A 23,774-nucleotide genomic window follows, 5' to 3' on the forward strand; every position below is an offset into this window, starting at 1 on the left:
CGGTTTGGACAAGCTGTTGTTTAATCAGGTAATTCACAGAAGGCATGGTCTCTATAAGTTTTTTGCTGGTAACGTCGTTTTTTTTGAAAACAGGACTTGCCAACGATAGGGGAGGCAGCTAAATAGCTCCCCACGCCACACGGCGTACCACCCAATGCGGGGGCGATTAGCTCAGTTGGTAGAGCGCTTCGTTTACACCGAAGATGTCGGGAGTTCGAGTCTCTCATCGCCCACCATTCTCTTTTAAGGGAATGTACAACGCGTCCGGATGGGCGATTAGCTCAGTTGGTAGAGCGCTTCGTTTACACCGAAGATGTCGGGAGTTCGAGTCTCTCATCGCCCACCATTCCCCTTTTATAAAATGACGATAGTCTCCCGGATCCCCGCGGAGGCTTTTTTTATGTTCTGCTATAGCTCAGCCTTCGGGTGTGGTTGCACGCAAAGGGGAGGGGCGGGTTATTGGTTTCTCAAAGTTATAAGGTGAGGCGCTAATTCTTGCGAAAAGCAAAGGGTGATTTCAGGATCTTCTCGCTAAGCTAGGGGTAGTAGCCTGCGGAGTTAAATCTATGGGTTGTTGTTGCTGGGGCGGTTCCCTAGGATAATGGCGGGTTTGACTGATTGCATTTTTAGCTCCTTGGCTTCAAAGATGCATAACTTCGCGGAGTTTTAGCTGAATGAGTGGTTCAAGTCACAAGCATCCCATTTGCCCACCGTTGGTGTGGCATACTCTCGGAACAATTCTTCTGGCTGGTATCGTTGCAGATGTGAGCTGGGAAATCTGGGCGCGGTTCATTACCCCGTTTTGGGTGGGCGGGCCGCTTCAGCCTGCTGCGCTGGTGCAATCGGTGTTTGGTTTTCGAGATCTCTTCCTTGCAGAAGTCATTCATGCGGTGGTTGGTGTTGTGTTTTACCCCATCGGATACCTTTATATCGCTCGTCCTCTGGCGCGCGTGATTATTCCGCCGCTGCCATGGTGGTTTGTCGGTTTGTGCTTTGGTGTCGGTTTATGGGTCTTTGCGCTTTATATCATGGCGCACATTTTTGCTGGTCTGCCACCGTTCCTTGGCTTCATTCAGCTCACATGGGCCTCACTTGTTGGGCATATGATCTTTGGGTTTATGACCGCGTGGGTCGTGCGTGTTCGTGAAGGCTGGTAGCTTTCAGCTCGATCTTCACGCTTGCTTTGATAAGAAAGGCAGCCTTCCTTCTATGGGGCTGTCTTTTTTGCTTGTATCCCAAGTAAGTGGCGCTTTGCAGGTCCATGGCTGAAAGTGTGCGGGTGGGTGCCTGAGCGCCTTGGTTGATGCGAGTGGTGTTTTTTTAAGTGAGCGTAAGTGGTTTTGGTGTTGGGCGCGAGGAGGTTGCTGCTACTCTTTGCCTTAACCCTATGAAAGTTACGGGTCTTTCTTCAAAAAAACGCATTTCTTTGATGCCTACAAATACCTAATTTGTATTTTTTGGAGAAGGTTTGTAGTTTCCGCGTTCTTCAAAAATGATTTTTTCGAATGCTAAGCAAAAAATCAATGCGCGCAGAAGGGGATAAAGCGTAATGTGAGGGGCTTGTTTTCCACATCTGAACGCTCAATTAGTCCAAATATCACAGTGAAAACAGGTTATTCAGGAAAAACTCGTGAACCGCCTCCAACTTCGCTTGACTTGGACCCGTCCCCGCCGTACATCAGCGCCACCAACAACGACACAACGTTGCTGACCCAAGCGGGTGTAGCTCAGTTGGTTAGAGTGCCGGCCTGTCACGCCGGAGGTCGCGGGTTCGAGTCCCGTCACTCGCGCCATTCTTTTTAAAAGGATGGTGCGGCGCTTTGTAGTGTTGTTGAAGGTACGTTTGGATTGAGCGGGTGTAGCTCAGTTGGTTAGAGTGCCGGCCTGTCACGCCGGAGGTCGCGGGTTCGAGTCCCGTCACTCGCGCCACTTCCTTTTAGGAGGTGTCGGTTTGATCCAAACACTAAGTTGCAGCTGCGGGTGTAGCTCAGTTGGTTAGAGTGCCGGCCTGTCACGCCGGAGGTCGCGGGTTCGAGTCCCGTCACTCGCGCCACTTCCCATCGGGAAGATGTTGCTGTAACGAAGACATAATGAGAGTTGCGGGTGTAGCTCAGTTGGTTAGAGTGCCGGCCTGTCACGCCGGAGGTCGCGGGTTCGAGTCCCGTCACTCGCGCCACTTTCATTAATGATCTCGAAAAGCGCGGTGTTCACCTTAATTGGTGCGCCGCGCTTTCGCGTTGTGGTTTTACTTAGGATTTACTGCATTTTCTTTTCGCTGAAATGAATTGAATCCTCTCGGAGATTTGGCGGGCTATAAAATCCGAGGGAAGGGGTGTTTGGCTCTTTCGTCGCCCTTGTTTTGCTCAATTTCTGAGTCAAAACTTAGTTCTCATGGTTATTGTCCTGCGACTCTTCAATATAGACATTTAGGCTATTTACGTATTAATGCGCAGTTCTTTTGAGCTCCTTTGCTTCCTGTTTCTAGATCTTGAGTAGTTTTCCCAAGCAATTGTTAGAAATCGTCATTTTTCTATGCAAATATGAGGGTAATACTCATAAAATATATCTCTAGGTTTTTAGCGGTTTTTTTGTCCTGCATGGCGGCGATTATGATGTTCTCGTGGCGTAAGGCACTCTTAGCGACCCGATTTACTCCGTTGTAAGGTCTTGCGCAGATTGTGGGGCTAAGCTAATCGTGCGTTGCGGTGCGACTAGATACACCGGATTCTAGGGTGGCCTTCCTGATGTTACGCCCTACTTTCTGCAGTGTATGCAGTGCACCAAGAGTTTTATTGGTCGCATGACCTGTTACGTCCAGGGACGGATATTCAAATGGAAGACCTCCTCAGGGAGTACATCCCTATTGTCGTCTTTATCGGTGTTGCCCTCGTTATTGGCCTCGCGCTTCTGATTGCCCCGTTCATTGTTGCTTTTAAGAATCCAGATTCTGAAAAGCTCTCTGCCTACGAGTGTGGCTTTAACGCTTTTGATGACGCACGTATGAAGTTCGATATCCGGTTTTATCTGGTGTCGATCCTCTTCATTATTTTCGACCTCGAAGTCGCCTTCCTTTTCCCGTGGGCGGTTGCCTACGGTGCGCTGGGTTGGTTTGGTTTCATCTCAATGATGATCTTCCTGGGCGTGCTCACAATTGGGTTCATCTATGAATGGAAGAAGGGAGCGCTGGAATGGGATTGATCTCTGACGGCTCCAAGCCTGCTGTTTCACAAGCGCCAAAGGGGGTCATTGATCCCAATACAGGTCGTCCTGTAGGCGAGAATGATCCATTTTTCATGAATGTGAACAATGAGCTTTCTGATAAGGGGTTTCTGGTTACGTCTAGTGAAAGCCTTATTCATTGGGCTCGTACCGGTTCGCTTATGTGGATGACATTCGGCCTTGCATGTTGCGCTGTTGAAATGATGCAGATGTCCATGCCGCGTTATGACGCTGAGCGCTTTGGTTTTGCGCCGCGTGGTTCCCCGCGTCAGTCTGATGTGATGATCGTTGCTGGCACCTTGACCAACAAGATGGCTCCTGCGCTTCGCAAGGTTTATGATCAGATGCCTGAGCCTCGCTATGTGATCTCAATGGGATCCTGTGCGAATGGCGGTGGCTATTATCACTATTCCTACTCTGTTGTGCGCGGGTGTGATCGGGTTGTGCCGGTTGACATTTATGTGCCGGGTTGCCCTCCAACTGCTGAAGCGCTGCTTTACGGTGTGCTGCTGCTGCAGAAGAAGATCCGCCGCACTGGTACGATTGAGAGATAATTTACAGGCCGTGTGCTTTCTGGCGCACGGCCTTTCCGACATTGCTGGCAGGGGTCACCCTGTCATGTTTGAGATGTCCAACCTATAGGAAACAAGGTAATGGACGAGACACTTAGCGAACTCGGCGAATTTATCGAGCTCACGCTTGGAGATAAAATTGAGGGCTGGTCGGTTGCTTTTGGCGATCTCACTCTTAATGTGTCCCATGAACAGATTATCAGTGTTTTACGTTTCCTGCGCGATGACGCGCGGTGCCGTTTTGTAGCGCTGGTTGATCTTTGCGGTGTAGACTATCCGGCTCGGGAAAAACGTTTCGACGTTGTGTACCACCTGCTGTCTCCCGTTCAGAACCTTCGTGTGCGCGTGAAGGTTCAGGCAGATGAAACCACTCCCGTTCCTTCTGTTATTCCCATCTTTAGGGGTGCTGAATGGTTTGAACGTGAAGCCTACGACATGTACGGCATCCTGTTCTCCGGCAACCCAGATCTGCGGCGCTTGCTTACCGATTACGGTTTTGACGGCTTCCCGCTTCGTAAGGACTTTCCTTTGACGGGCTATGTTGAGGTTCGCTACGACGACACTAAGAAGCGTGTTGTTTATGAGCCTGTTCAGCTCACTCAGGAATTCCGTAGTTTTGATTTCCTCTCTCCATGGGAAGGTGCTGATTATGCGCTCCCTGGTGATGAAAAAGCATCGAACTGAGGCACGGGTAGAGAATGGCTGAGGCTCAGGTACGAAATTTTAATATTAACTTTGGTCCGCAGCACCCTGCGGCGCACGGTGTGCTTCGTCTGGTTCTTGAACTGGACGGTGAGGTGGTTACACGCGTTGACCCGCACATCGGCTTGCTGCACCGGGGTACTGAAAAGCTGATCGAGCACAAGACCTATCTTCAGGCTGTGCCTTACTTTGATCGGTTGGACTATGTTGCACCAATGAACCAGGAGCATGCGTATGCTCTTGCTGTAGAGCGCTTGCTTGGTATTGAAGTGCCAAAGCGTGGCTCTCTCATTCGTGTGCTTTACTCCGAAATTGGTCGTCTGCTTTCACATTTGTTGAATGTCACAACGCAGGCTATGGACGTTGGTGCGTTGACGCCGCCGCTGTGGGGCTTTGAGCCACGTGAAGAGCTAATGGGCTTTTACGAACGCGGGTGTGGTGCACGAATGCACGCCGCTTACGTGCGTCCAGGCGGTGTGCATCAGGACCTGCCGCAAGCTTTGCTCGACGATATGTGGAACTGGTGTGATCCGTTCCTGAAGACACTCGATGACATCGAAGGTCTTTTGACCGACAACCGTATCTTTAAGCAGCGTAACGTTGATATTGGCGTTGTTGATCTTGATGAAGCCTGGGCAATGGGCTTTTCCGGTGTGATGGTTCGTGGTTCTGGCGCGAAGTGGGATCTGCGTAAATCGCAGCCGTACGAGTGCTATGATGAAATGGACTTCGAGATTGCAATCGGCAAAAACGGCGATTGTTATGACCGTTACCTGATCCGTATGTTTGAGATGCGCCAATCTGTGCGCATTATGAAGCAGTGTCTTGAGATGCTGGGTAAGGAAACAGGCCCTGTTTCTTCTGCCGATGGTAAGATTGTTCCTCCTAAGCGCAACGAGATGAAGCGCTCCATGGAAGCTTTGATCCACCACTTCAAGCTATACACCGAAGGCTATAAAGTCCCTGAGGGCGAGATTTATGCTGCCGTTGAAGCGCCTAAGGGCGAATTTGGCGTCTATCTCGTTTCCGATGGAACCAACAAGCCTTACCGCTGCAAGATCAAGGCTCCTGGCTTTGCGCATTTGCAGGCGTTGGATTACCTGTGCCGCGGCCATCTGTTGGCTGACGTTGCCGCTGTCATCGGTTCCATCGATATCGTATTTGGGGAGATTGACCGGTAATGTCAGTGCGTCGTCTTCATCACGAACAGCCAGAATCCTTTGAGTTCACACCAGAGAACCTGGCGTGGGCGAAAAAAGTTATTGAGCGCTACCCAGAGGGACGGCAGGCATCTGCTGTTGTTCCGGTTATGTGGCGTGCGCAGGAGCAGGTTGGTTGGGTGACCGAGCCAGCGATCCGTGTGATCTCTGAGTTGCTCGATATGCCTCGTATCCGCGTTTTGGAAGTGGCAACCTTTTACACCATGTTCCAGCTGCAGCCGGTCGGTAAGAAAGCCCACATTCAGGTGTGTGGCACGACCCCTTGCCAGCTGCGCGGCTCTGAAGAGCTTGTTAAGGTCTGTAAGAGCAAGATTTCTGAGACACCTCATACCCTTTCTGAGGATGGAAACTTCTCCTGGGAAGAGGTTGAGTGCCTTGGTGCTTGCGTGAACGCGCCGATGGTGCAGATCTTCAAAGATTTCTATGAGGATCTGGACGTTGAGAAGTTTGAAAAGCTTCTTGATGACATTGCAGGCGGCAAGCCTGTTCTGCCAGGCCCACAAGGCGTTGATCGTATCTTTGCAGCTCCAGAAGGTGGCCCAACCACATTGCTGAGTATTGAGGACACCACTAAGGGTGCGCCTCAAGAAGCAGTTGTTGTTGAGGGCTCTGACGCGGCATCACGCCATCATGCAGGTGATGCTTTGAACACTGGCGGTGCTGGTTATACAGGTATTCCACGCCCTGCTGAGGCAGGATTTGCGGAGTTCATTGAACGTCACCGCAAGGCTGAGGAAGCCAAAGCGAAAGGTGAGGGATAAGCGATGCTGAACGATTCTGATCGTATCTTCACCAACCTTTATGGTTTGCATGACTGGGGGCTCGAAGGAGCCCGTCAGCGCGGATCATGGTCAGGTACCAAAGAGATTATCGAAAAAGGTCGTGACTGGATCATCGACGAAATGAAGTCCTCTGGCCTTCGTGGTCGCGGTGGTGCGGGTTTCCCGACTGGCCTGAAATGGTCCTTCATGCCGAAGGTAAGTGATGGTCGTCCGTCCTACCTTGTGGTCAATGCAGATGAGTCCGAGCCGGGCACCTGTAAAGACCGTGAAATCATGCGTCATGATCCTCACCATCTGGTTGAAGGGTGTCTGGTTGCTGGTTTTGCGATGGGTGCTATTGCAGCTTACATCTACGTGCGCGGCGAGTTTATTCGCGAACGTGAACGCCTGCAGGCTGCCATTGATCAGGCCTATGATGCTGGCCTGATCGGCAAAAGCAACAAGAACGGTTACGACTTTGATATCTACGTGCACCACGGTGCAGGGGCTTACATTTGTGGTGAAGAAACCGCATTGCTTGAAAGCCTTGAAGGTAAAAAAGGTCAGCCGCGTCTGAAGCCTCCGTTCCCTGCGAACATGGGTATTTATGGTTGCCCGACAACCGTGAATAACGTGGAATCCATTGCTGTTGCGCCGAGCATTTTGAAGCGCGGCGGTGCCTGGTTCTCTGGAATTGGCCGTGAAAACAACGCCGGTACAAAACTATTTTGTATTTCCGGGCATGTTGAGCGTCCTTGTACCGTTGAAGAAGCGATGGGCGTTTCCTTCAAGGATCTGATTGAAAAGCACTGTGGTGGTATCCGTGGTGGCTGGGACAATCTGCTGGCAGTTATTCCGGGTGGTTCTTCTGTTCCTTGTGTCAAGGGCGAAGATATCCGTGATGCCAAGATGGACTTTGATGGTCTGCGTGATGTTGGTTCCTCGCTGGGAACCGCTGCCGTGATCGTGATGGATAAGTCAACGGACATCATCAAGGCGATCGCTCGACTATCGTACTTCTACAAGCACGAAAGCTGCGGACAGTGCACACCTTGCCGTGAAGGCACGGGCTGGATGTGGCGCGTGATGGAACGGATGGTGAAGGGCGAGAGCTCTTATGAAGAGATCGACATGTTGCTCAAGGTTACCAAGCAGGTAGAAGGTCATACGATCTGTGCGCTTGGTGATGCAGCTGCATGGCCTATTCAAGGTTTGATCAAGAACTTCCGCCCTGTGATTGAAGACCGGATCGACCAGTTCGTTGCCACGCAGCGTATGCCGACCGATAAGATCGCAGCAGAGTAAGACTTGTGCTTTTAGAGCTGGCGCGCGACATGCGCTGCCGGTTTCTAAAGCAAAGCCGAATGGATTTTAAGTGACTGAGCTTCTTGAAGCCTCTCTTGGCGAAGAAGCAAAGGGTGAGGACGCCAACGCATGACCAAGATTGTCGTCGACGGCAAAGAGATTGAAGTTCCTGCGGATTATACCGTTATGCAGGCCTGTGAAGAGGCCGGCGCGGAAATCCCAAGGTTCTGTTATCATGACCGGCTCTCTGTGGCTGGTAACTGCCGCATGTGCCTTGTGGAAGTAAAAGGTGGACCGCCAAAGCCGGTTGCCTCTTGTGCAATGGGTGTTAAGGACTTGCGTCCGGGGCCGGAAGGGCAGCCGCCACAGGTCTTTACGAAGTCTCCTATGGTGAAGAAAGCGCGTGAAGGTGTGATGGAGTTTCTCCTGATCAACCACCCGCTGGATTGCCCTATCTGTGACCAAGGCGGTGAGTGTGATCTTCAAGATCAGGCCATGGCTTACGGTGTAGATAGTTCCCGTTACGTGGAAAACAAGCGCGCGGTTGAAAATAAATACATTGGCCCGCTCGTGAAAACGATCATGACGCGCTGCATTCACTGCACCCGTTGTGTTCGCTTTACGACCGAGGTTGCCGGTGTTTCTGAGCTGGGGCTGATTGGCCGTGGTGAAGACGCTGAAATTACCACGTATCTTGAAGAAGCGCTTTCCTCTGAACTACAGGGCAATGTGATTGACCTTTGTCCGGTTGGTGCTCTGACTTCCCGCCCATACGAGTTTAATGCTCGTCCTTGGGAGCTGGTGAAGACAGAGAGCGTTGACGTGATGGACGCCCTTGGCTCTGCTATCCGTGTTGATACACGCGGTAAAGAAGTTATGCGCATCATGCCTCGCCTCAATGAAGAGGTGAATGAGGAATGGATTTCTGACAAGACCCGTTTCATCTGGGATGGTTTGAAGACACAGCGTCTGGATCGCCCATATGTAAAGCAGAACGGAAAGCTGGCTGCGGCGAGCTGGAGTGATGCGCTGAAGGTCGTTGCTGAAAAAGTCAAAGCTGCTGGTGGTTCAAAAACTGCTGCGATTGCTGGTGACCTTGCTTCTGTTGAAGACATGTTTGCTCTGAAGGCTCTTATGGAGTCCATCGGGTCTGCAAACATGGACTGTCGTCAGGACGGCGCTCAGCTTGACCCATCACTTGGCCGCACGACTTATCTGTTTAACTCTTCGGTAGAAGGTATTGAAGATGCTGATGCAATTCTTCTCGTGGGTGCTAATCCACGTGTCGAAGCGCCGGTTCTCAATGCTCGTATTCGCAAGGCATGGCGTCACGGCGCGGTGAAGGTTGGCATGATTGGCCAGCCTGCAGACCTGACCTATGACGTGGACTACCTGGGTGCTGGTGCAGATACACTTGCTGACATCGTTTCTGGCAAGCATGCTTTTGCTGAGGTTTTGAAGACTGCGTCGCGGCCAATGATCATTGTTGGTGAAGGTGCTATTGCCCGTGAAGACGGGGCGGCTATTCTTTCAAACGCGGCCAAGCTTGCTGAAAGCGTTGGCGCTGTGAGTGATGAGTGGAACGGCTTTAACGTTCTGCACACTGCTGCAAGCCGTGTTGGTGGTCTTGATATCGGGCTCGTTCCGGGTGAGGGCGGTCTGAATACCGGTGGTATTCAAGATGCAGCTGCCAAAGGTGACGTCGATGTTGTGTTCCTGCTTGGTGCAGATGAACTGGACATGGCCTCCTTCGGTGATGCATTCGTCGTTTACATTGGTACCCATGGCGATCGCGGTGCACACCGCGCTGATGCTATTCTTCCAGCTGCAGCTTACACGGAAAAGCCAGGCACTTACGTGAATCTGGAAGGCCGTGTTCAGCTTGCAAATCGCGCTGCATTCCCACCAGGTGATGCTCGTGAAGACTGGGCGATTATTCGTGCGCTGTCTGGCGCACTTGGTCAGCCTCTGGCCTTTAACAGCTTTGCGCAGCTTCGCAGTGCTCTCACAACAGCTGTGCCACACATGGCAAATAGCGGTTGTATCGCAACTGGCGTGGCTTCGGATGTATCCAAGCTTTCCGCTGTTGGTGGCACCATGAGCGGCTCTGGCTTTGCGCAGGCATTCAGTGATTTTTATCTAACCAACCCGATTGCCCGAGCTTCAGCGGTGATGGCGGAGTGTTCAGCACTCGCCATGCAGCGTCGAGCTGAGGCGGCGGAATAAGGGGACGGTGAGTATGGAAAGTTTTTTCTGGGATTATGGTTGGCCGCTGATCGTCATGCTCTTACAGAGCGTGTTGTTGATGGTCGTGCTGCTGCTGATCGTTGCCTACATCCTTTACGCTGACCGTAAGATCTGGGCTGCTGTCCAGATCCGTCGTGGTCCTAACGTGGTTGGCCCCTGGGGCTTGCTGCAAAGTTTTGCTGACCTTTTGAAATTCGTTTTGAAAGAGCCAGTGATCCCATCGGGGTCTGACAAGTTCCTGTTTTTGTTTGCACCGCTGGTCACAGTGGTTCTCTCGCTTGCTGCATGGGTTGTTATTCCAGTTGCAGACGGGTGGGTGATTGCCAACATCAACGTGGGTATTTTGTACGTGTTCGCGATCAGCTCTCTTGGAGTTTATGGCGTGATCATCGGGGGTTGGGCGTCCAACTCCAAATACCCGTTCCTGTCAGCGCTTCGTTCGGCAGCGCAGATGGTTTCTTACGAAGTTTCTATCGGCTTTGTGATTGTGACCGTGCTGCTTTGCGTGGGGTCTTTGAACCTGACCGAGATCGTTTATGCGCAGCAGGCTCGCGGGCTTGCTCATATGCTGGGCGTTCCTTGGCTGTCTATCTTGAACTGGTATTGGTTGCCGCTGTTCCCGATGTTCGTGGTGTTCTTTGTTTCCGCTCTTGCTGAAACAAACCGTCCGCCATTCGATCTGGCGGAAGCGGAATCTGAACTGGTTGCTGGCTTCATGGTTGAGTACGGTTCAACCCCATACATGATGTTCATGCTGGGTGAATATGTTGCCATCTCGCTGATGTGTGCGCTGATGACCATCCTGTTCATGGGTGGCTGGTTGCCTCCGGTTGATATTGCTCCATTCACTTGGGTTCCGGGAATTGTCTGGTTCTTGCTTAAGTGCCTGTTGGTGTTCTTCTTCATCTCCATGGCAAAAGCAATGGTCCCTCGGTACCGCTATGACCAGCTGATGCGTCTGGGCTGGAAAGTCTTCCTGCCGCTTTCACTTGGTATGGTGTTCGTCGTTGCCTTTGTACTGATGTTCATGGGCTGGACACCACCGGTTGGTGGGTTCGGAGCATGATGTCCATCGCTGGGTTAATCGGCGGTGTCATGGGAATTTATCTTGGGTGGTTGAACTACCGGCTCCTACTGGGGTTTGTGGAAGCGGCCATCAACAAAGGAAGAGAGCGCAACCCAACTGAGAAAAGTTGGGTTGAGCTGGCGGAACCGACGATCCGCAAACTCATTTTTACCCTGACGATTATCGGTATTCCGATCATCGGATATCTCGCCGGAGCTAGCATTGCTCCTTAAATCGAGAGGAAAGGGTAACGAGAACCTAGTATGACTTCTTAGAAGTACTTTCTGGTTCTCTTGGATTGTAATCGATCATTCATGCTGGTGGCATGTTCGATCAAGAAAGGGCTGTAAAGGCTATGGGACTGGGACAGGCCGCAAAGTCGTTGCTGTTAAAGGAGTTCGTTTCGGCGTTTTTTCTCGCCATGCGTTACTTCTTTAAGCCAAAGCCGACGATCAACTATCCCTTTGAGAAGGGTGCTGTAAGTCCGCGTTTTCGCGGTGAACACGCCTTGCGCCGGTATCCGAACGGAGAAGAGCGCTGCATTGCTTGTAAGCTGTGTGAAGCGATCTGTCCTGCGCAGGCCATTACGATTGAAGCAGGACCGCGCCGTAACGATGGTACGCGCCGGACCACACGCTACGACATTGACATGACCAAATGTATCTACTGCGGTTTTTGTCAGGAAGCGTGTCCAGTGGACGCGATCGTAGAAGGCCCGAATTTTGAATTTGCGACCGAGACGCGTGAGGAGCTGTTCTATGACAAGGACAAGCTTCTTGTGAACGGCGATCGCTGGGAGCGTGAAATCGCTCGTAATATCGAGTTGGATGCTCCTTACCGTTAACGGTGAGGAGTGAGATTTGTCTGGTGATGGCCTTCGGGTCTAGCGGGACGAGACAATAGGACAAAGGCAACCTTAAAAATGGTTTTGCAGGCCCTGTTTTTTTATCTGTTTGCCGCGCTTGCGGTGGCCTCTGCCTTCATGGTGGTTGCATCACGCAATCCGGTTCATTCAGTACTGTTCCTCATCCTGTGCTTCTTTAATGCGGCCGGGTTGTTTGTACTGATTGGCGCTGAGTATCTGGCGATGCTTCTGGTTGTTGTCTACGTGGGGGCGGTCATGGTGCTGTTCCTGTTCGTTGTCATGATGCTGGATGTAGATTTTGCTGAGATGCGTCAAGGCTTTCTGCAGTATCTGCCAATCGGTGCTTTGATTGGTGTCATTCTGCTGGCCGAATTGCTGATGGTTATCAGCGGTTGGGTTATTGCGCCAGGTATGCTGGGCGAGGGGGCTGCTCCTACGCCTCCAGTTGAGCAAACACAGAATATCGCCGCTATCGGTGAATTGCTTTACACCCGCTACATATACTGGTTCCAGCTTTCTGGTCTGGTACTGCTGGTTGCAATGATCGGTGCGATTGTATTGACCCTTCGCCACAAGCCCGGTGTTCGCCGTCAGAATATTTCTGAACAGGTGGCCCGTCGCCCTGAGACCTCTATTGAAGTGGTCAAAGTGGAAAGTGGCAAGGGACTATAAGGCGCGCATGTCGCGTGTCTTAAACCTTAATCCGTACCGAAGAGACGACCTTTTTGAAAAAGGTTCTTTCTTCGGAGTTTGAATAGAACACGGGGAGCACTGAGAGGCGCCCATGGAAATTGGCATAGCGCACTATCTCGGGGTCGCAGCGATCCTATTCACCATCGGGATCTTTGGCATCTTTCTTAACAGAAAGAACGTCATCGTGATCCTGATGTCTATCGAGCTTCTTTTGCTCGCAGTTAATATCAACCTGGTGGCGTTCTCCTACTTTATGCAGGATATGGTTGGTCAGATCTTTGCGCTCCTGGTTCTCACCGTTGCAGCTGCAGAGGCGGCCATTGGCCTAGCTATTCTGGTTGTTTACTTCCGTAACCGCGGCTCTATTGCCGTGGAAGACATCAATATGATGAAAGGCTGAGGGGCGGATGTTTTCAGCAATCGTTTTTCTGCCGTTGCTTGGCTTCCTGATTGTCGGGTTATTCGGCAATCGGCTTGGGGTCAAAGCCAGCGAGTACATCACCAGCGGCTTTATGATCGTCGCAGCCCTGCTTTCCTGGGTGGTGTTTTTTCAATACGGCCTTGGGTCGGAGAGCACGCAGATTGTGACAATTTTCCGCTGGATCACCTCTGGAGATCTTGCGGTTAACTGGACGATCCGTGTGGATACGCTCACCGCAGTGATGCTGGTGGTTGTGAACTCGGTTTCATGTCTGGTTCACATCTACTCCATCGGGTACATGCACCACGATCCGCATCGTCCGAGGTTCTTTGCCTACCTGTCCTTCTTTACCTTCTCAATGTTGGCACTGGTCACAGCTGATGACCTGCTGCAAATGTTCTTTGGTTGGGAAGGCGTTGGCCTGGCATCCTACCTGTTGATCGGGTTCTGGTACAAAAAACCTTCTGCCAATGCGGCTGCGATGAAAGCGTTCATCGTCAACCGTGTGGGTGACTTTGGTTTTGCTCTGGGTATCTTCGGTGTCTTCTACCTATATGGATCCATCGACTTCACAACGATTTTCAGCAGCGGTCCTTCTCTTCTTGAGAATAAAGAGCCTGTCCTGAACTTCCTTGGCTATGAGTTGATGCCTGAAGCGGCACTGACAGTTGTTTGTCTGTTGCTCTTCATGGGTGCCATGGGTAAATCAGCTCAGTTCCTGCTTCACACCTGGTTGCCAGATGCGATGGAAGGGCCAACGCCTGTTTCCGCGCTGATCCACGCAGCGACCATGGTGACGGCTGGTGTGTTCATGGTTGCGCGTCTTGCGCCAATCTTTGAACTTGCACCAACGGCGCTGACTGTTGTGACCTTCTTTGGTGCAACGACTGCCTTCTTTGCAGCGACCATTGGCTGCGTGCAAAACGACATAAAGCGCGTGATTGCATACTCTACCTGTTCGCAGCTGGGTTACATGTTCGTGGCGCTGGGTGTTGGTGCGTTCGGTGTTGGTATCTTCCACCTGTTCACACACGCATTCTTTAAAGCACTGCTGTTCTTATGTGCTGGCTCCGTCATTCACTCTGTGTCTGACGAGCAGGACATGCGTAAGATGGGTGGTCTGCGTAAGCACATTCCATGGACCTACTGGACCATGATGATTGGTACGTTGGCACTGACTGGTTTCGGTATTCCGTTCACCTATATCGGTACAGCTGGCTTCATCTCCAAAGATGCGATCATTGAAGCTGCTTATGTTGGTCACAACATGTTTGCCACTTATGCCTTCTGGGCAACTGTGCTTGCAGCGGCATTGACCAGTTTTTACAGCTGGCGTTTGGTGTTCATGACCTTCCACGGTAAAACCCGTGCTTCTGTTGATGTGATGAAACACATCCATGAAAGCCCATGGGTTATGCTTGTACCGCTGCTGTTGCTTGCACTTGGTGCAGCACTTGCTGGTATGGTGTTCAAGGAAGCGTTCATCGGTCACGACTACGTCCACTTCTGGAAGAACGTCTTTGGCGGTACGAGCAGTGAGCTTGCAGTCATTGAAGAAATGCATCACGTGCATTGGCTCGTGAAACTTTCACCATGGCTTGCGATGGCTGGCGGATTCATCATTGCCTACCTCTTCTATATCGCTAAACCAGACATGCCTAAAGCTTTGGCACAGCGTCATAAGCCTCTCTACCTGTTCCTTTTGAACAAGTGGTACTTTGATGAGCTTTATGACTTCCTGTTTGTGAGGCCTTCTATGGCACTTGGCCGCTTCCTGTGGAAGCGTGGTGACGGCACTGTGATTGATGGACTTGGTCCAGATGGTGTTGCAGCGCGCGTACAACAGGTAACTGGTTGGGTTGTTCGTCTGCAGTCTGGTTACATTTATCACTACGCATTCGCCATGTTGATCGGGGTTGCCTTCTTCGTGACCCTGGCCATGTTCTCCGGTGGGGGAGTTCATTAATGAACGACTGGTCCATCCTTTCCATCACGACGTTTCTCCCGCTGGTAGGTGTGTTCTTCATCCTGCTGGTGCGGGGGGACGACCCAGATGCGAAAACGAATATTCGGCGTGTTGCGCTGATTACGACGAGTTTCACATTCATCGTCTCTTTGTTCATCTGGGGCGGGTTCACCAACGAGAACCCTGGCTTCCAGATGGTGGAGAAATACAACTGGTTTGGTGAAACCTTCACCTACCACATGGGTGTCGACGGCATTTCAATGCTGTTTGTGATCCTGACGACTTTCCTGATGCCACTTTGTATTTTGGCAAGCTGGGAGAGCATTCAGGACCGCGTGAAAGAATACATGATCGCCTTCCTCGTTCTGGAAACACTGATGATCGGTGTGTTCTGTTCGCTGGATCTGGTGCTGTTTTACGTATTCTTTGAAGCTGGCCTTATCCCGATGTTCCTTATCATCGGTGTTTGGGGTGGCCCGCGCCGCGTTTATGCAAGCTACAAGTTCTTCCTGTACACGCTGCTTGGCTCCGTGCTGATGCTGGCGGCTATTATGGCTATGTACTGGCAGGCTGGTACGCTGGATATTCCAACTCTTCTCAATGAGAGTGAATTCCCAGCAGCGATGCAGACGTGGTTGTGGCTGGCCTTCTTTGCAAGCTTTGCTGTTAAGATGCCAATGTGGCCGGTTCACACCTGGTTGCCAGATGCTCACGTGGAAGCGCCAACGGCTGGTTCTGTTGTTCTGGCTGCGATCCTGCTGAAGATGGGTGGTTATGGGTTCATTCGGTTTTCACTGCCAATGTTCCCAATCGCCAGCGATATGTTCGCACCATTCATCTTCACGCTGTCTGTTGTGGCGATCATCTACACCTCGCTGGTGGCACTTGCTCAGGAAGACATCAAGAAGCTGATTGCGTATTCGTCTGTAGCTCACATGGGCTTTGTGACCATGGGCATCTTCTCTGCCAATGCGCAGGGTATTGAAGGCGCGATCTTCATGATGCTTGCACACGGCCTGATCTCCGGCGCACTGTTCTTGTGTGTTGGTGTGATTTATGATCGGATGCATACCCGCCAGATTTCGGCTTATGGTGGCCTTGTAAACAACATGCCGCGCTATGCAGTTGCGTTTATGATCTTCACCATGGCGAATGTGGGTCTGCCAGGTACTGCTGGTTTTGTTGGTGAATTTCTGACAATGGTTGGTGTGTTCCAGGTGAACACCTGGGTCGCATTCTTTGCTGCTACCGGTGTGATCTTGTCAGCTGCTTATGCGTTGTTCCTTTATCGCCGCGTTGTCTTTGGCGCGCTGGAAAAGGAAAGCCTCAAGTCCATGTTGGACTTGAATGGGCGTGAAAAGCTGATTTTGGCACCGCTTATCATTTTGACCATCTTCTTCGGGTTCTACCCAGCAGCAGTGCTGGATGTGACGTCCGCGTCCGTTGATGCCCTTATCACAAACTACAATGCAGCGCTTGATGCAGGTGGCCTTGGTGCCCATGCAGCCGCTGCAGTGTCTAGCCATTAACAGGGGAGCTGCGCACTCATGACTGCTGAGCTTCTAGCAATGCCTGATCTAATGCCAGCCTTGCCCGAGATCCTTTTGGTTCTCGGTGCATTGGCGCTGCTGATGGTTGGGGCTTTTGGTGGAGAGAAATCTACTCCACTGGTAACGGGTATCTGCGTTGCGCTGCTTACTGTTGCAGGTTTGATCCTGCTGGTTAGCCCGCATTACGGCACGACCTTCAACGGTGCTTTCGTACAGGATGCATTTTCCCAGTACATGAAGGTGCTGGTGTTGATTGGTTCTGGCTTTGCAATTGCAATGTCGGTTGCCTACGCACGTTCTCAAAACTTTGACCGCTTTGAATACCCGATCCTGATCGTGCTCGCGACGGTTGGTATGATGCTGATGCTATCTGCCAACGATCTGATCTCGATGTACCTGGGTGTTGAACTGCAGTCTCTTGCTTTGTACGTGGTTGCATCGATCAACCGTGACTCTGTGCGTTCAACAGAAGCGGGCCTGAAGTACTTTGTCCTTGGGGCGTTGTCTTCAGGTATGCTGCTTTACGGCATGTCCTTCATCTACGGATTTACGGGCCATACTGACTTTGTTGGTATCGCAAGTGCGTTGACTGACGAGCAGGCATCGCGTGGTCTTGTGTTTGGTATCGCAGGTCCGTTGATTGACGAACGGGCATCGCTTGGTGTTGTGTTTGGTATCGTGTTCATGCTGGCAGGTATTGCCTTCAAGATCTCTGCGGTTCCGTTCCACATGTGGACCCCGGATGTTTATGAGGGTGCACCAACGCCGGTAACTGCATTCTTTGCAGCTGCGCCCAAGATTGCCGCATTCGGTATGCTGGTGCGTGTGCTGATTGAAGCTCTGGGTGATGTGACCACTGACTGGCAGCAGATCGTTGTGTTCATCTCGATCGCATCGATGGGTCTTGGTGCCTTTGCTGCTATCGGTCAAAAGAACATCAAGCGTCTGATGGCTTATTCCTCTATCGGTAATATGGGCTATGCGCTTGTCGGCCTGGCTGCGGGTACACAAGCTGGTGTTCACGGCCTGATCGTGTTCATGACTGCTTACCTTGCCATGACACTGGGTGCGTTTGCTTGCATCTTGTCCATGCGTCGTAAAGAAGGCATGGTTGAAGAGATTTCTGATCTGGCTGGTCTTTCCAAGACCAACTTGCCAATGGCGATGCTGCTGGCTGTGATTATGTTCTCTTTGACAGGTCTGCCACCGCTTATCGGCTTCTTCGGTAAGTTCTACGTCTTTATTGCTGCTATGGAAGCTGGCCTTGTGCCACTGGTGGTGATTGGTCTGGTGGCCAGCGTTGTTGCAGCCTATTACTATCTGCGTGTTATCAAAGTGATGTTCTTTGATGAGCCAACTGGTGAATTCTTGCCAATGTCCGGCGAGATGAAAATTGTACTGGGTCTTTCCAGTGCGGTTGTTGGCCTGTTCTTCATCATGCCGGAACCGATCATGAATGCTGCTGCGAATGCAGCAAGCGTTCTGTTCTAGTTCCTGACCCATGACAGGTATTTTAAAAGATCAAGGCCCGGTGCGTTCAGCGCCGGGCTTTTATTTTGAGCACTATGACCAACTTGGCTCGACCAACACCCATGGCTTACAAAAGGCGCGGAACGGACATCCTGGAAATCTCTGGGTTCGCTCTGATGTACAGCTTTGTGGTCGCGGCCGGCGTGGTCGTGAGTGGACGTCTGAGTCCGGTAATCTGTTTGCCTCCGTTTTGCTGCGCGTTGGCATGAAGGACGACAAGATCGTTCAGCTGCCTTTTGTTGCAGCTCTTGCACTTGGAGAAGCGGTTGAACGGGCGACAGGCACGATTGGTTTGGCTGAACTGAAGTGGCCGAATGATGTGCTCATTGATGGACAAAAGGTCTCTGGCATATTGCTTGAGAGCGAAAGTGGGCCTAATGGTGAGCTGTGCCTTGTGTGTGGATTTGGTGTGAATGTGTCACATCATCCTGACCTTGGTGATTATGCGGTCACGGATTTGCGCAGTATGGGCTATAGATGTGAGCCCTCTCAGGTGTTTGACGCGCTTGCGCAAAGTTTCTCCCGATGGCTTGAGACGTGGAAAGCAGCCAGTGGATTTGATGAGATACGATCTGCATGGTTGCGGCGTGCCGTTGGCCGGGGGAAACCCATTCGCGTCCGCTTAAGTAACGAAGAATTTTCCGGTGTCTTTATAGATATCGATCAAATGGGCCGTCTGATCGTCAAGCTCGATCAAGGCGGAGAACGGCTGGTGACAGCCGGAGATGTATTTTTTTCCTAAAGACGTGCATCAGGCGCGCCACTGGTATTTTCCAATGAGCGAAGCCGCAGGTCCCATAGGATTTCAAGGAGAATATAATGTCGAGCACACAAGAGCTCGTATTCCTGCCTTTGGGCGGTGTTGGCGAAATTGGTATGAACCTTGGCCTTTATGGATATGGGCCGGAGGATGACCGACGCTGGTTGATTGTTGATTTTGGAATTTCGTTTGCCGGGCCGGAGTTGCCGGGTGTGGATCTCGTTCTTCCTGATATTCGTTTTCTGGAAGAGGAACGCTCGCGTATTGACGGGATTGTTATTACGCATGCCCATGAAGATCACTATGGTGCGCTGACCTATCTGTGGAAGCGTTTGGAACTGCCGGTCTTTGCTACAGAGTTTACTGCGCGCTTGCTGGAAGCCAAGCTGGCTGGCGATGGGGCGGACTACGAGATCCCTGTAACCGTTGTCAATCAGGGCGACCGTTTTCAAACTGGTCCGTTTGATGTTGAGATGGTGACCATGACCCACTCGATCCCTGAGCCGTGTGCTCTGGCGATCCGTGTTGGTGGGCAGCTTGTATTGCATTCCGGTGACTGGAAAATCGATCTCACTCCGGGTGTTGGTAAAGCAATTGATCTTCAACGCTTGCGTGAACTGGGCGATGAAGGCGTTGATGTTTTCGTTTGCGACAGTACCAACGCGGTGCGTGATGGTGTCAGCCCGAGTGAAGCGGATGTAAAAGAAGAGCTGACCAAGCTCATTCAAGCCGCGCCTCATCGTGTTGCTGTAACGACTTTTGCTTCTAACGTGGCGCGTATGCGTGCGGTGGCAGAAGCGGCGATGGCTGCTGAGCGCGAGATTGTTGTCATTGGCCGTAGCATGCAGCGTACTGTGGAAATTGCCCGCGACCTTGGCTATCTGGATGGGCTTGCACCGTTTCGCGATGAAGAAACCTACGGCTCTTTGCCCCGCGATAAAGTTGTTGCGCTGTGCACCGGGTCTCAAGGTGAAGCCCGTGCTGCGATGGCACGGATCGCTGGCGACCAGCACCGTCAGGTCGCGTTGTCAGCCGGTGATACTGTAATCTTTTCCAGCCGGACGATTCCAGGCAATGAAAAGGCCGTGTCCGGGATAATCAACCAATTGATCGAGCAGGGCCTGCGCGTGATTACAGATCGTGATGCGCTTGTGCACGTATCTGGCCATCCGCGTCGTGGTGAACTGGATCAGGTTTATAACCTGGTGCGTCCTAAGAAGGTTCTTCCTGTGCACGGCGAACCGTTGCATTTGAAGTGCCATGAAAGCTTTGCGCGCGGCAAAGGTGTCAAGGATGTCAAAATCATCCGCGATGGTGACATGGTTCGTCTGCACCCAGGTGGCTTGAAGGTTATTGACGAAGCGCCCGCTGGTATTATTGTTCGCGATGGCCACTTGATGGCTCCTCCGGAAGAGACCGGGGTTCAGGAACGTCGTAAGCTCTCCTACGGAGGGTGTGTGACCGTTTCTTTGATCGTTGATGGCCGCGGAGAGCTGCTCGGCGATATTGATGTGGTTTTGTTTGGTATGCCGGATGAAACAGAAAATGGAACTCCGTTTGAAGATGCAGTTCGCGATGCGGTGTATGGAGCGGTGATCTCCATTCCCAAAAGCCGTCGCCGTGATGTGGAGCTGGTGCGTGAGGCTGCGCGGCGGGCCGGTCGCTATGCTGTTGTTGAGCACTGGGGCAAAAAGCCATTGTGCAAGGCATTGGTTCAGCGTGTTTAGCGCCAACTGACTTTTCACAGTGAATGATGTTTACAAAGGCCGTGGGCGAGGGGATCGTCTGCGGCCTTTGACTTTTGGGCAAATAGACATTGTGCTGTAAATCTGTTCCTTAGCTACTCATGTTTTTAGGGAAGGATACGTCATGATTGGACGTTTGAACCACGTAGCGATTGCAGTCCTGGATATGGACGAGGGCCTTAAAGTCTATCGTGATGCTCTGGGCGGCATTGCTTCTGAAAAAGTTGCTCAGCCGGACCACGGCGTTTCGACGGTCTTCATTGACTTGCCCAACACCAAGATTGAGTTGTTGGAGCCTCTCGGCGAAAACTCCCCAATTTCCAAATTTCTGGAGCGCAATACACAAGGTGGTATCCACCACATTTGTTATGAAGTCGATGATATCATCGCCGCGCGTGATCAGCTGGTTGCCAATGGTGCCCGGATTTTGGGAGATGGTGAGCCTAAAATTGGCGCACATGGTAAGTTGGTGCTGTTCCTGCATCCCAAAGACTTCCTAGGAACGCTGACCGAGCTGGAACAAGCCTGATCGCCTTGATCTGGCAAAAACTCGTTAAGTCCTTGTCTTTGGCAGGGCAGGCTAGGTAATAACCTGTATTTTGTTGGTTTCTTTGTGTTAAAAGAGCGAAGCTAGAAACTTCGTATAAAAAGAAACCTCAGGAGCTGCACGTATGGCCACCCCTCTTTTAGTTGCCGTCTATTTTATGATGTGGTGGATCTTGTTTCTCGCCATCTTGCCGTTTGGTATACGAACCCAGATTGAAGAGGGTGAGGTTGTTCCTGGAACAGCTGAAAGCGCTCCCAAACATCCTCAGATGTTGAAGAAGGTGATTATCAATACGGTGGTGACGACCATTGTGTTCGTGGCGTTCTATTTCTTTATGGAATCCGGCCTTGGAGCAAAGCTGTTCCCACTGGTTGACCGGATTATGGGTAATGCTCCGTCTTAAGAGTGTTGAATTTGTTATATATAACAATCTCTTGCGATCACAATCTAGTGTACTACATGATTAGTTAAGTGGCGTGCGGTGATGTGAACTTTCAAAAAGCGGTTCGTTGGAATCGCTTTTTTGCGTTTTACGTGCGCTATCGTTTTGGGCGCTGGCCTTTCCAATTGGGATTGAAGACTGCAGTAGTTAGGGTATGCGGTTGGAATGAGGGCAGTAGGCTCGATTTCGCTTAGTTTGAGTGCGCAAGTATGGCGGGATTTTGCAAAAAAAAAGCAAGGCCGAGGCCTTGCTATAAATACGAGTTCCGCGTCTAAATGTTCTCTTTGCACTTGCGTAGAGTGCCGGCTGCAACCAAACGGGCGCCCGAGAACGTTCCTCCCAAGACTAAAGATCGCGATACTTAGCAACACCGCTTAAAGGTGTTGTTTTTGTTGTTGGAGGCGACACTAGCCTAATGATTTGGGTTTGTCACTATTTTGTATCACTTCGCCGCAATTTTTTGCTTGCCTAATTTTTCGGCGACATAATTGAGAATTTCTGCGGTCTGAAACGATAATAAGCATACCAAACCCGCAGGCATGGGGAAATGTCTCATAGAAAATTGGCATATAGCCATGTTGGCAGTTACAACAGGCGTTCTGGTTGCTAAGAAGGCATAGAAAAGAAGTTCGGCGGTAATGCTGAGCTTACTAGCCTTAAAAACTGAAGAGTTGAGCTAATGCGTTTGTCCCGATATTTCCTGCCTATTTTGAAGGAAACACCGAAAGAAGCCGAGATCGTTTCGCACCGCCTGATGCTGCGTGCGGGTATGATCCGTCAACAGTCAGCCGGGATTTATGCATGGCTGCCTCTGGGCCATCGTGTGCTGAACAAGATCCAGCGTATTGTTGAAGAGGAGCAGAATCGCTCCGGCGCTGTCCAGTTGCTCATGCCTACAATCCAGTCTGCTGATTTGTGGCGTGAAAGCGGGCGTTATGATGCCTACGGCAAGGAAATGCTGCGCATTGAGGATCGTCATGGGCGCGACATGCTGTTTGGTCCGACCAACGAGGAGATGGTTACCGACATCTTCCGCAGTTATGTACGCTCTTACAAAGACCTGCCGTTGAACCTGTACCATATCCAGTGGAAGTTCCGTGATGAGGTGCGCCCTCGCTTTGGGATCATGCGTGGCCGTGAATTCCTGATGAAAGACGCATACTCCTTCGACCTGGACAAAGAACGCGCAACTGAATCCTACCAACGCATGTTTGTCGCTTACTTGCGTACATTCTCGCGTATGGGGCTGACCGCAATTCCGATGAAGGCTGATACTGGACCAATCGGCGGCGACCTTTCACATGAGTTTATTGTGTTGGCGTCTACCGGTGAGAGTGAAGTGTTCCTTGATAAGGACATTCTTGAACTGCCGATTCCTGAGGAAAATATCGACTTTAATAGCGATCTATCCGGCATTATCGATCAGTGGACCACGCCTTATGCGGCAACTGATGAAATGCATGATGAAGCAGCGTTTGAAGCTGTTGCAGAAGACAAAAAGGTCTCGGCACGCGGCATTGAAGTTGGCCATATCTTCTACTTCGGCACGAAATACTCTGAGCCTATGGGCGCCAAGGTTATGACGGCTGAAGGCAAGGAAACGCCCGTTCACATGGGCTCTTACGGCATCGGCGTCTCTCGTCTTTTGGGTGCTATCATTGAAGCCTGTCACGATGACAATGGTATCGTTTGGCCAAAAGAAGTTGCTCCTTTCCATGTTGGTTTGATCAACATGAAAGTGGGATCTGAGTGTGATGAGGTTTGTGAGAGCCTTTATGGTGAGCTCGAAAAAGCCGGTGTCGAAGTGCTGTTTGATGACCGCAAAACCAGTGCAGGCGCAAAGTTTGCGAGTATGGATCTGATCGGATTGCCTTACCAGTTGGTGGTTGGTCCGCGCGGATTGAAGAGCGGTGAAGTTGAAGTGAAAGACCGCGCAACAGGGGAACGCGAAATGATGACCCCAGAAGCAGCTGTGAACAAACTGATTTCTGCCTTAAAGGGCTGATATCAGTGCGCGTTAGGGGTATCCTCTAAATTCGTGGGTAGAGACAGGATTCGGCGACTGTGCGGTTGCCGGGTCTTTAGCCAGCACATATGGCGCACTCCGCCTTACCTCCTCTATGCAGGGGGATTTTGAGCGGACGGGCGGAAACGGAGACTTGT

Annotated in this window: 21 protein-coding genes and 6 tRNA genes; all 27 read left to right on the forward strand. The window is 51.3% G+C overall.

Translation table 11 applies throughout. From position 1 onward, the window contains the following. Positions 1-160 precede the first annotated feature (160 nt). The 27 genes from BMZ51_RS11655 to proS all read left to right on the forward strand — a co-directional run bounded on the left by BMZ51_RS11655 (position 161) and on the right by proS (position 23,616). Positions 161-236, forward strand: a tRNA-Val gene (locus BMZ51_RS11655). 34 nt (positions 237-270) lie between these two features. Continuing rightward, a tRNA-Val gene (locus tag BMZ51_RS11660) sits at positions 271-346 on the forward strand. Positions 347-674: 328 nt separating this feature from the next. Further along, complete coding sequence (locus tag BMZ51_RS11665; protein ID WP_068001032.1) at positions 675-1,157, forward strand: hypothetical protein; 483 nt, start codon at positions 675-677, stop codon at positions 1,155-1,157. 559 nt (positions 1,158-1,716) lie between these two features. Further along, positions 1,717-1,793: transfer RNA gene (locus BMZ51_RS11670), tRNA-Asp, on the forward strand. 59 nt (positions 1,794-1,852) lie between these two features. Beyond that, positions 1,853-1,929 (forward strand) — tRNA-Asp (locus BMZ51_RS11675). A gap of 47 nt (positions 1,930-1,976) precedes the next feature. Continuing rightward, positions 1,977-2,053: transfer RNA gene (locus BMZ51_RS11680), tRNA-Asp, on the forward strand. A gap of 46 nt (positions 2,054-2,099) precedes the next feature. Then, positions 2,100-2,176: transfer RNA gene (locus tag BMZ51_RS11685), tRNA-Asp, on the forward strand. Positions 2,177-2,832: 656 nt separating this feature from the next. Next, positions 2,833-3,198, forward strand: a complete 366-nt coding sequence (locus BMZ51_RS11690; RefSeq protein WP_068001035.1) for an NADH-quinone oxidoreductase subunit A — start codon at positions 2,833-2,835, stop codon at positions 3,196-3,198. Continuing rightward, positions 3,189-3,773: a NuoB/complex I 20 kDa subunit family protein gene (locus tag BMZ51_RS11695; protein WP_068001038.1), complete on the forward strand. Its 585-nt coding sequence runs from the start codon at positions 3,189-3,191 to the stop codon at positions 3,771-3,773. The genes BMZ51_RS11690 and BMZ51_RS11695 overlap by 10 nt, the downstream gene beginning before the upstream one ends. 99 nt (positions 3,774-3,872) lie before the next feature. Then, positions 3,873-4,475 carry an NADH-quinone oxidoreductase subunit C gene (locus tag BMZ51_RS11700; protein ID WP_068001040.1) on the forward strand — a complete coding sequence of 201 codons (603 nt, stop codon included), beginning with the start codon at positions 3,873-3,875 and terminating at the stop codon, positions 4,473-4,475. 14 nt (positions 4,476-4,489) lie between these two features. Next, positions 4,490-5,674 (forward strand): NADH-quinone oxidoreductase subunit D, encoded by a 1,185-nt coding sequence (locus BMZ51_RS11705; protein WP_068001042.1) that lies wholly within the window; start codon positions 4,490-4,492, stop codon positions 5,672-5,674. After that, positions 5,674-6,474: an NADH-quinone oxidoreductase subunit NuoE gene (gene nuoE, locus BMZ51_RS11710; RefSeq protein WP_068001045.1), complete on the forward strand. Its 801-nt coding sequence runs from the start codon at positions 5,674-5,676 to the stop codon at positions 6,472-6,474. The genes BMZ51_RS11705 and nuoE overlap by 1 nt, the downstream gene beginning before the upstream one ends. A gap of 3 nt (positions 6,475-6,477) precedes the next feature. Continuing rightward, complete coding sequence (nuoF, locus tag BMZ51_RS11715; RefSeq protein ID WP_068001047.1) at positions 6,478-7,779, forward strand: NADH-quinone oxidoreductase subunit NuoF; 1,302 nt, start codon at positions 6,478-6,480, stop codon at positions 7,777-7,779. 129 nt (positions 7,780-7,908) lie between these two features. Further along, on the forward strand, positions 7,909-10,005 hold the full coding sequence (nuoG, locus tag BMZ51_RS11720; RefSeq protein WP_068001050.1) for an NADH-quinone oxidoreductase subunit NuoG: 2,097 nt from the start codon (positions 7,909-7,911) through the stop codon (positions 10,003-10,005). A 13-nt stretch (positions 10,006-10,018) separates the two neighbouring features. Then, entirely contained in the window at positions 10,019-11,092 is a 1,074-nt protein-coding gene (nuoH, locus tag BMZ51_RS11725) for an NADH-quinone oxidoreductase subunit NuoH (protein WP_068001053.1), read from the forward strand. After that, positions 11,089-11,325: a hypothetical protein gene (locus BMZ51_RS11730; RefSeq protein WP_068001056.1), complete on the forward strand. Its 237-nt coding sequence runs from the start codon at positions 11,089-11,091 to the stop codon at positions 11,323-11,325. The genes nuoH and BMZ51_RS11730 overlap by 4 nt, the downstream gene beginning before the upstream one ends. A gap of 122 nt (positions 11,326-11,447) precedes the next feature. After that, on the forward strand, positions 11,448-11,936 hold the full coding sequence (gene nuoI, locus BMZ51_RS11735; protein ID WP_068001058.1) for an NADH-quinone oxidoreductase subunit NuoI: 489 nt from the start codon (positions 11,448-11,450) through the stop codon (positions 11,934-11,936). A 78-nt stretch (positions 11,937-12,014) separates the two neighbouring features. Beyond that, positions 12,015-12,629 carry an NADH-quinone oxidoreductase subunit J gene (locus BMZ51_RS11740; RefSeq protein ID WP_068001061.1) on the forward strand — a complete coding sequence of 205 codons (615 nt, stop codon included), beginning with the start codon at positions 12,015-12,017 and terminating at the stop codon, positions 12,627-12,629. Positions 12,630-12,741: 112 nt separating this feature from the next. After that, positions 12,742-13,050 carry an NADH-quinone oxidoreductase subunit NuoK gene (gene nuoK / locus BMZ51_RS11745; RefSeq protein ID WP_057465603.1) on the forward strand — a complete coding sequence of 103 codons (309 nt, stop codon included), beginning with the start codon at positions 12,742-12,744 and terminating at the stop codon, positions 13,048-13,050. Between the two features lie 7 nt (positions 13,051-13,057). Further along, positions 13,058-15,037 (forward strand): NADH-quinone oxidoreductase subunit L, encoded by a 1,980-nt coding sequence (gene nuoL / locus BMZ51_RS11750; RefSeq protein ID WP_068001063.1) that lies wholly within the window; start codon positions 13,058-13,060, stop codon positions 15,035-15,037. After that, positions 15,037-16,566, forward strand: a complete 1,530-nt coding sequence (locus BMZ51_RS11755; RefSeq protein WP_068001066.1) for an NADH-quinone oxidoreductase subunit M — start codon at positions 15,037-15,039, stop codon at positions 16,564-16,566. The genes nuoL and BMZ51_RS11755 overlap by 1 nt, the downstream gene beginning before the upstream one ends. Positions 16,567-16,584: 18 nt before the next feature. Then, positions 16,585-18,078 (forward strand): NADH-quinone oxidoreductase subunit N, encoded by a 1,494-nt coding sequence (locus tag BMZ51_RS11760; RefSeq protein WP_068001070.1) that lies wholly within the window; start codon positions 16,585-16,587, stop codon positions 18,076-18,078. A gap of 10 nt (positions 18,079-18,088) precedes the next feature. After that, the gene (locus tag BMZ51_RS11765) at positions 18,089-18,859 is read left to right on the forward strand and encodes a biotin--[acetyl-CoA-carboxylase] ligase (RefSeq protein ID WP_068001073.1); all 771 of its coding nucleotides are present in this window, start codon (positions 18,089-18,091) and stop codon (positions 18,857-18,859) included. Positions 18,860-18,936: 77 nt separating this feature from the next. Next, positions 18,937-20,604, forward strand: coding sequence for a ribonuclease J (locus tag BMZ51_RS11770; RefSeq protein ID WP_068001076.1), 1,668 nt, complete (start codon positions 18,937-18,939; stop codon positions 20,602-20,604). 142 nt (positions 20,605-20,746) lie between these two features. Next, complete coding sequence (gene mce / locus BMZ51_RS11775; protein ID WP_068001079.1) at positions 20,747-21,151, forward strand: methylmalonyl-CoA epimerase; 405 nt, start codon at positions 20,747-20,749, stop codon at positions 21,149-21,151. A gap of 142 nt (positions 21,152-21,293) precedes the next feature. Then, positions 21,294-21,572: a DUF1467 family protein gene (locus BMZ51_RS11780; RefSeq protein ID WP_068001083.1), complete on the forward strand. Its 279-nt coding sequence runs from the start codon at positions 21,294-21,296 to the stop codon at positions 21,570-21,572. 718 nt (positions 21,573-22,290) lie between these two features. Continuing rightward, entirely contained in the window at positions 22,291-23,616 is a 1,326-nt protein-coding gene (gene proS / locus BMZ51_RS11785) for a proline--tRNA ligase (RefSeq protein ID WP_068001085.1), read from the forward strand. Positions 23,617-23,774 lie beyond the last annotated feature (158 nt).

The organism is Pseudovibrio axinellae (assembly GCF_900110875.1).
Classification (GTDB): Bacteria; Pseudomonadota; Alphaproteobacteria; order Rhizobiales; family Stappiaceae; genus Pseudovibrio; species Pseudovibrio axinellae.

Coding starts and splice junctions, on each gene's coding strand:
- BMZ51_RS11665 (WP_068001032.1), top strand. CDS start 675: ATGAGTGGTTCAAGTCACAAGCATCCCATTTGCCCACCGTTGGTGTGG.
- BMZ51_RS11690 (WP_068001035.1), top strand. CDS start 2,833: ATGGAAGACCTCCTCAGGGAGTACATCCCTATTGTCGTCTTTATCGGT.
- BMZ51_RS11695 (WP_068001038.1), top strand. CDS start 3,189: ATGGGATTGATCTCTGACGGCTCCAAGCCTGCTGTTTCACAAGCGCCA.
- BMZ51_RS11700 (WP_068001040.1), top strand. CDS start 3,873: ATGGACGAGACACTTAGCGAACTCGGCGAATTTATCGAGCTCACGCTT.
- BMZ51_RS11705 (WP_068001042.1), top strand. CDS start 4,490: ATGGCTGAGGCTCAGGTACGAAATTTTAATATTAACTTTGGTCCGCAG.
- nuoE (WP_068001045.1), top strand. CDS start 5,674: ATGTCAGTGCGTCGTCTTCATCACGAACAGCCAGAATCCTTTGAGTTC.
- nuoF (WP_068001047.1), top strand. CDS start 6,478: ATGCTGAACGATTCTGATCGTATCTTCACCAACCTTTATGGTTTGCAT.
- nuoG (WP_068001050.1), top strand. CDS start 7,909: ATGACCAAGATTGTCGTCGACGGCAAAGAGATTGAAGTTCCTGCGGAT.
- nuoH (WP_068001053.1), top strand. CDS start 10,019: ATGGAAAGTTTTTTCTGGGATTATGGTTGGCCGCTGATCGTCATGCTC.
- BMZ51_RS11730 (WP_068001056.1), top strand. CDS start 11,089: ATGATGTCCATCGCTGGGTTAATCGGCGGTGTCATGGGAATTTATCTT.
- nuoI (WP_068001058.1), top strand. CDS start 11,448: ATGGGACTGGGACAGGCCGCAAAGTCGTTGCTGTTAAAGGAGTTCGTT.
- BMZ51_RS11740 (WP_068001061.1), top strand. CDS start 12,015: ATGGTTTTGCAGGCCCTGTTTTTTTATCTGTTTGCCGCGCTTGCGGTG.
- nuoK (WP_057465603.1), top strand. CDS start 12,742: ATGGAAATTGGCATAGCGCACTATCTCGGGGTCGCAGCGATCCTATTC.
- nuoL (WP_068001063.1), top strand. CDS start 13,058: ATGTTTTCAGCAATCGTTTTTCTGCCGTTGCTTGGCTTCCTGATTGTC.
- BMZ51_RS11755 (WP_068001066.1), top strand. CDS start 15,037: ATGAACGACTGGTCCATCCTTTCCATCACGACGTTTCTCCCGCTGGTA.
- BMZ51_RS11760 (WP_068001070.1), top strand. CDS start 16,585: ATGACTGCTGAGCTTCTAGCAATGCCTGATCTAATGCCAGCCTTGCCC.
- BMZ51_RS11765 (WP_068001073.1), top strand. CDS start 18,089: ATGACAGGTATTTTAAAAGATCAAGGCCCGGTGCGTTCAGCGCCGGGC.
- BMZ51_RS11770 (WP_068001076.1), top strand. CDS start 18,937: ATGTCGAGCACACAAGAGCTCGTATTCCTGCCTTTGGGCGGTGTTGGC.
- mce (WP_068001079.1), top strand. CDS start 20,747: ATGATTGGACGTTTGAACCACGTAGCGATTGCAGTCCTGGATATGGAC.
- BMZ51_RS11780 (WP_068001083.1), top strand. CDS start 21,294: ATGGCCACCCCTCTTTTAGTTGCCGTCTATTTTATGATGTGGTGGATC.
- proS (WP_068001085.1), top strand. CDS start 22,291: ATGCGTTTGTCCCGATATTTCCTGCCTATTTTGAAGGAAACACCGAAA.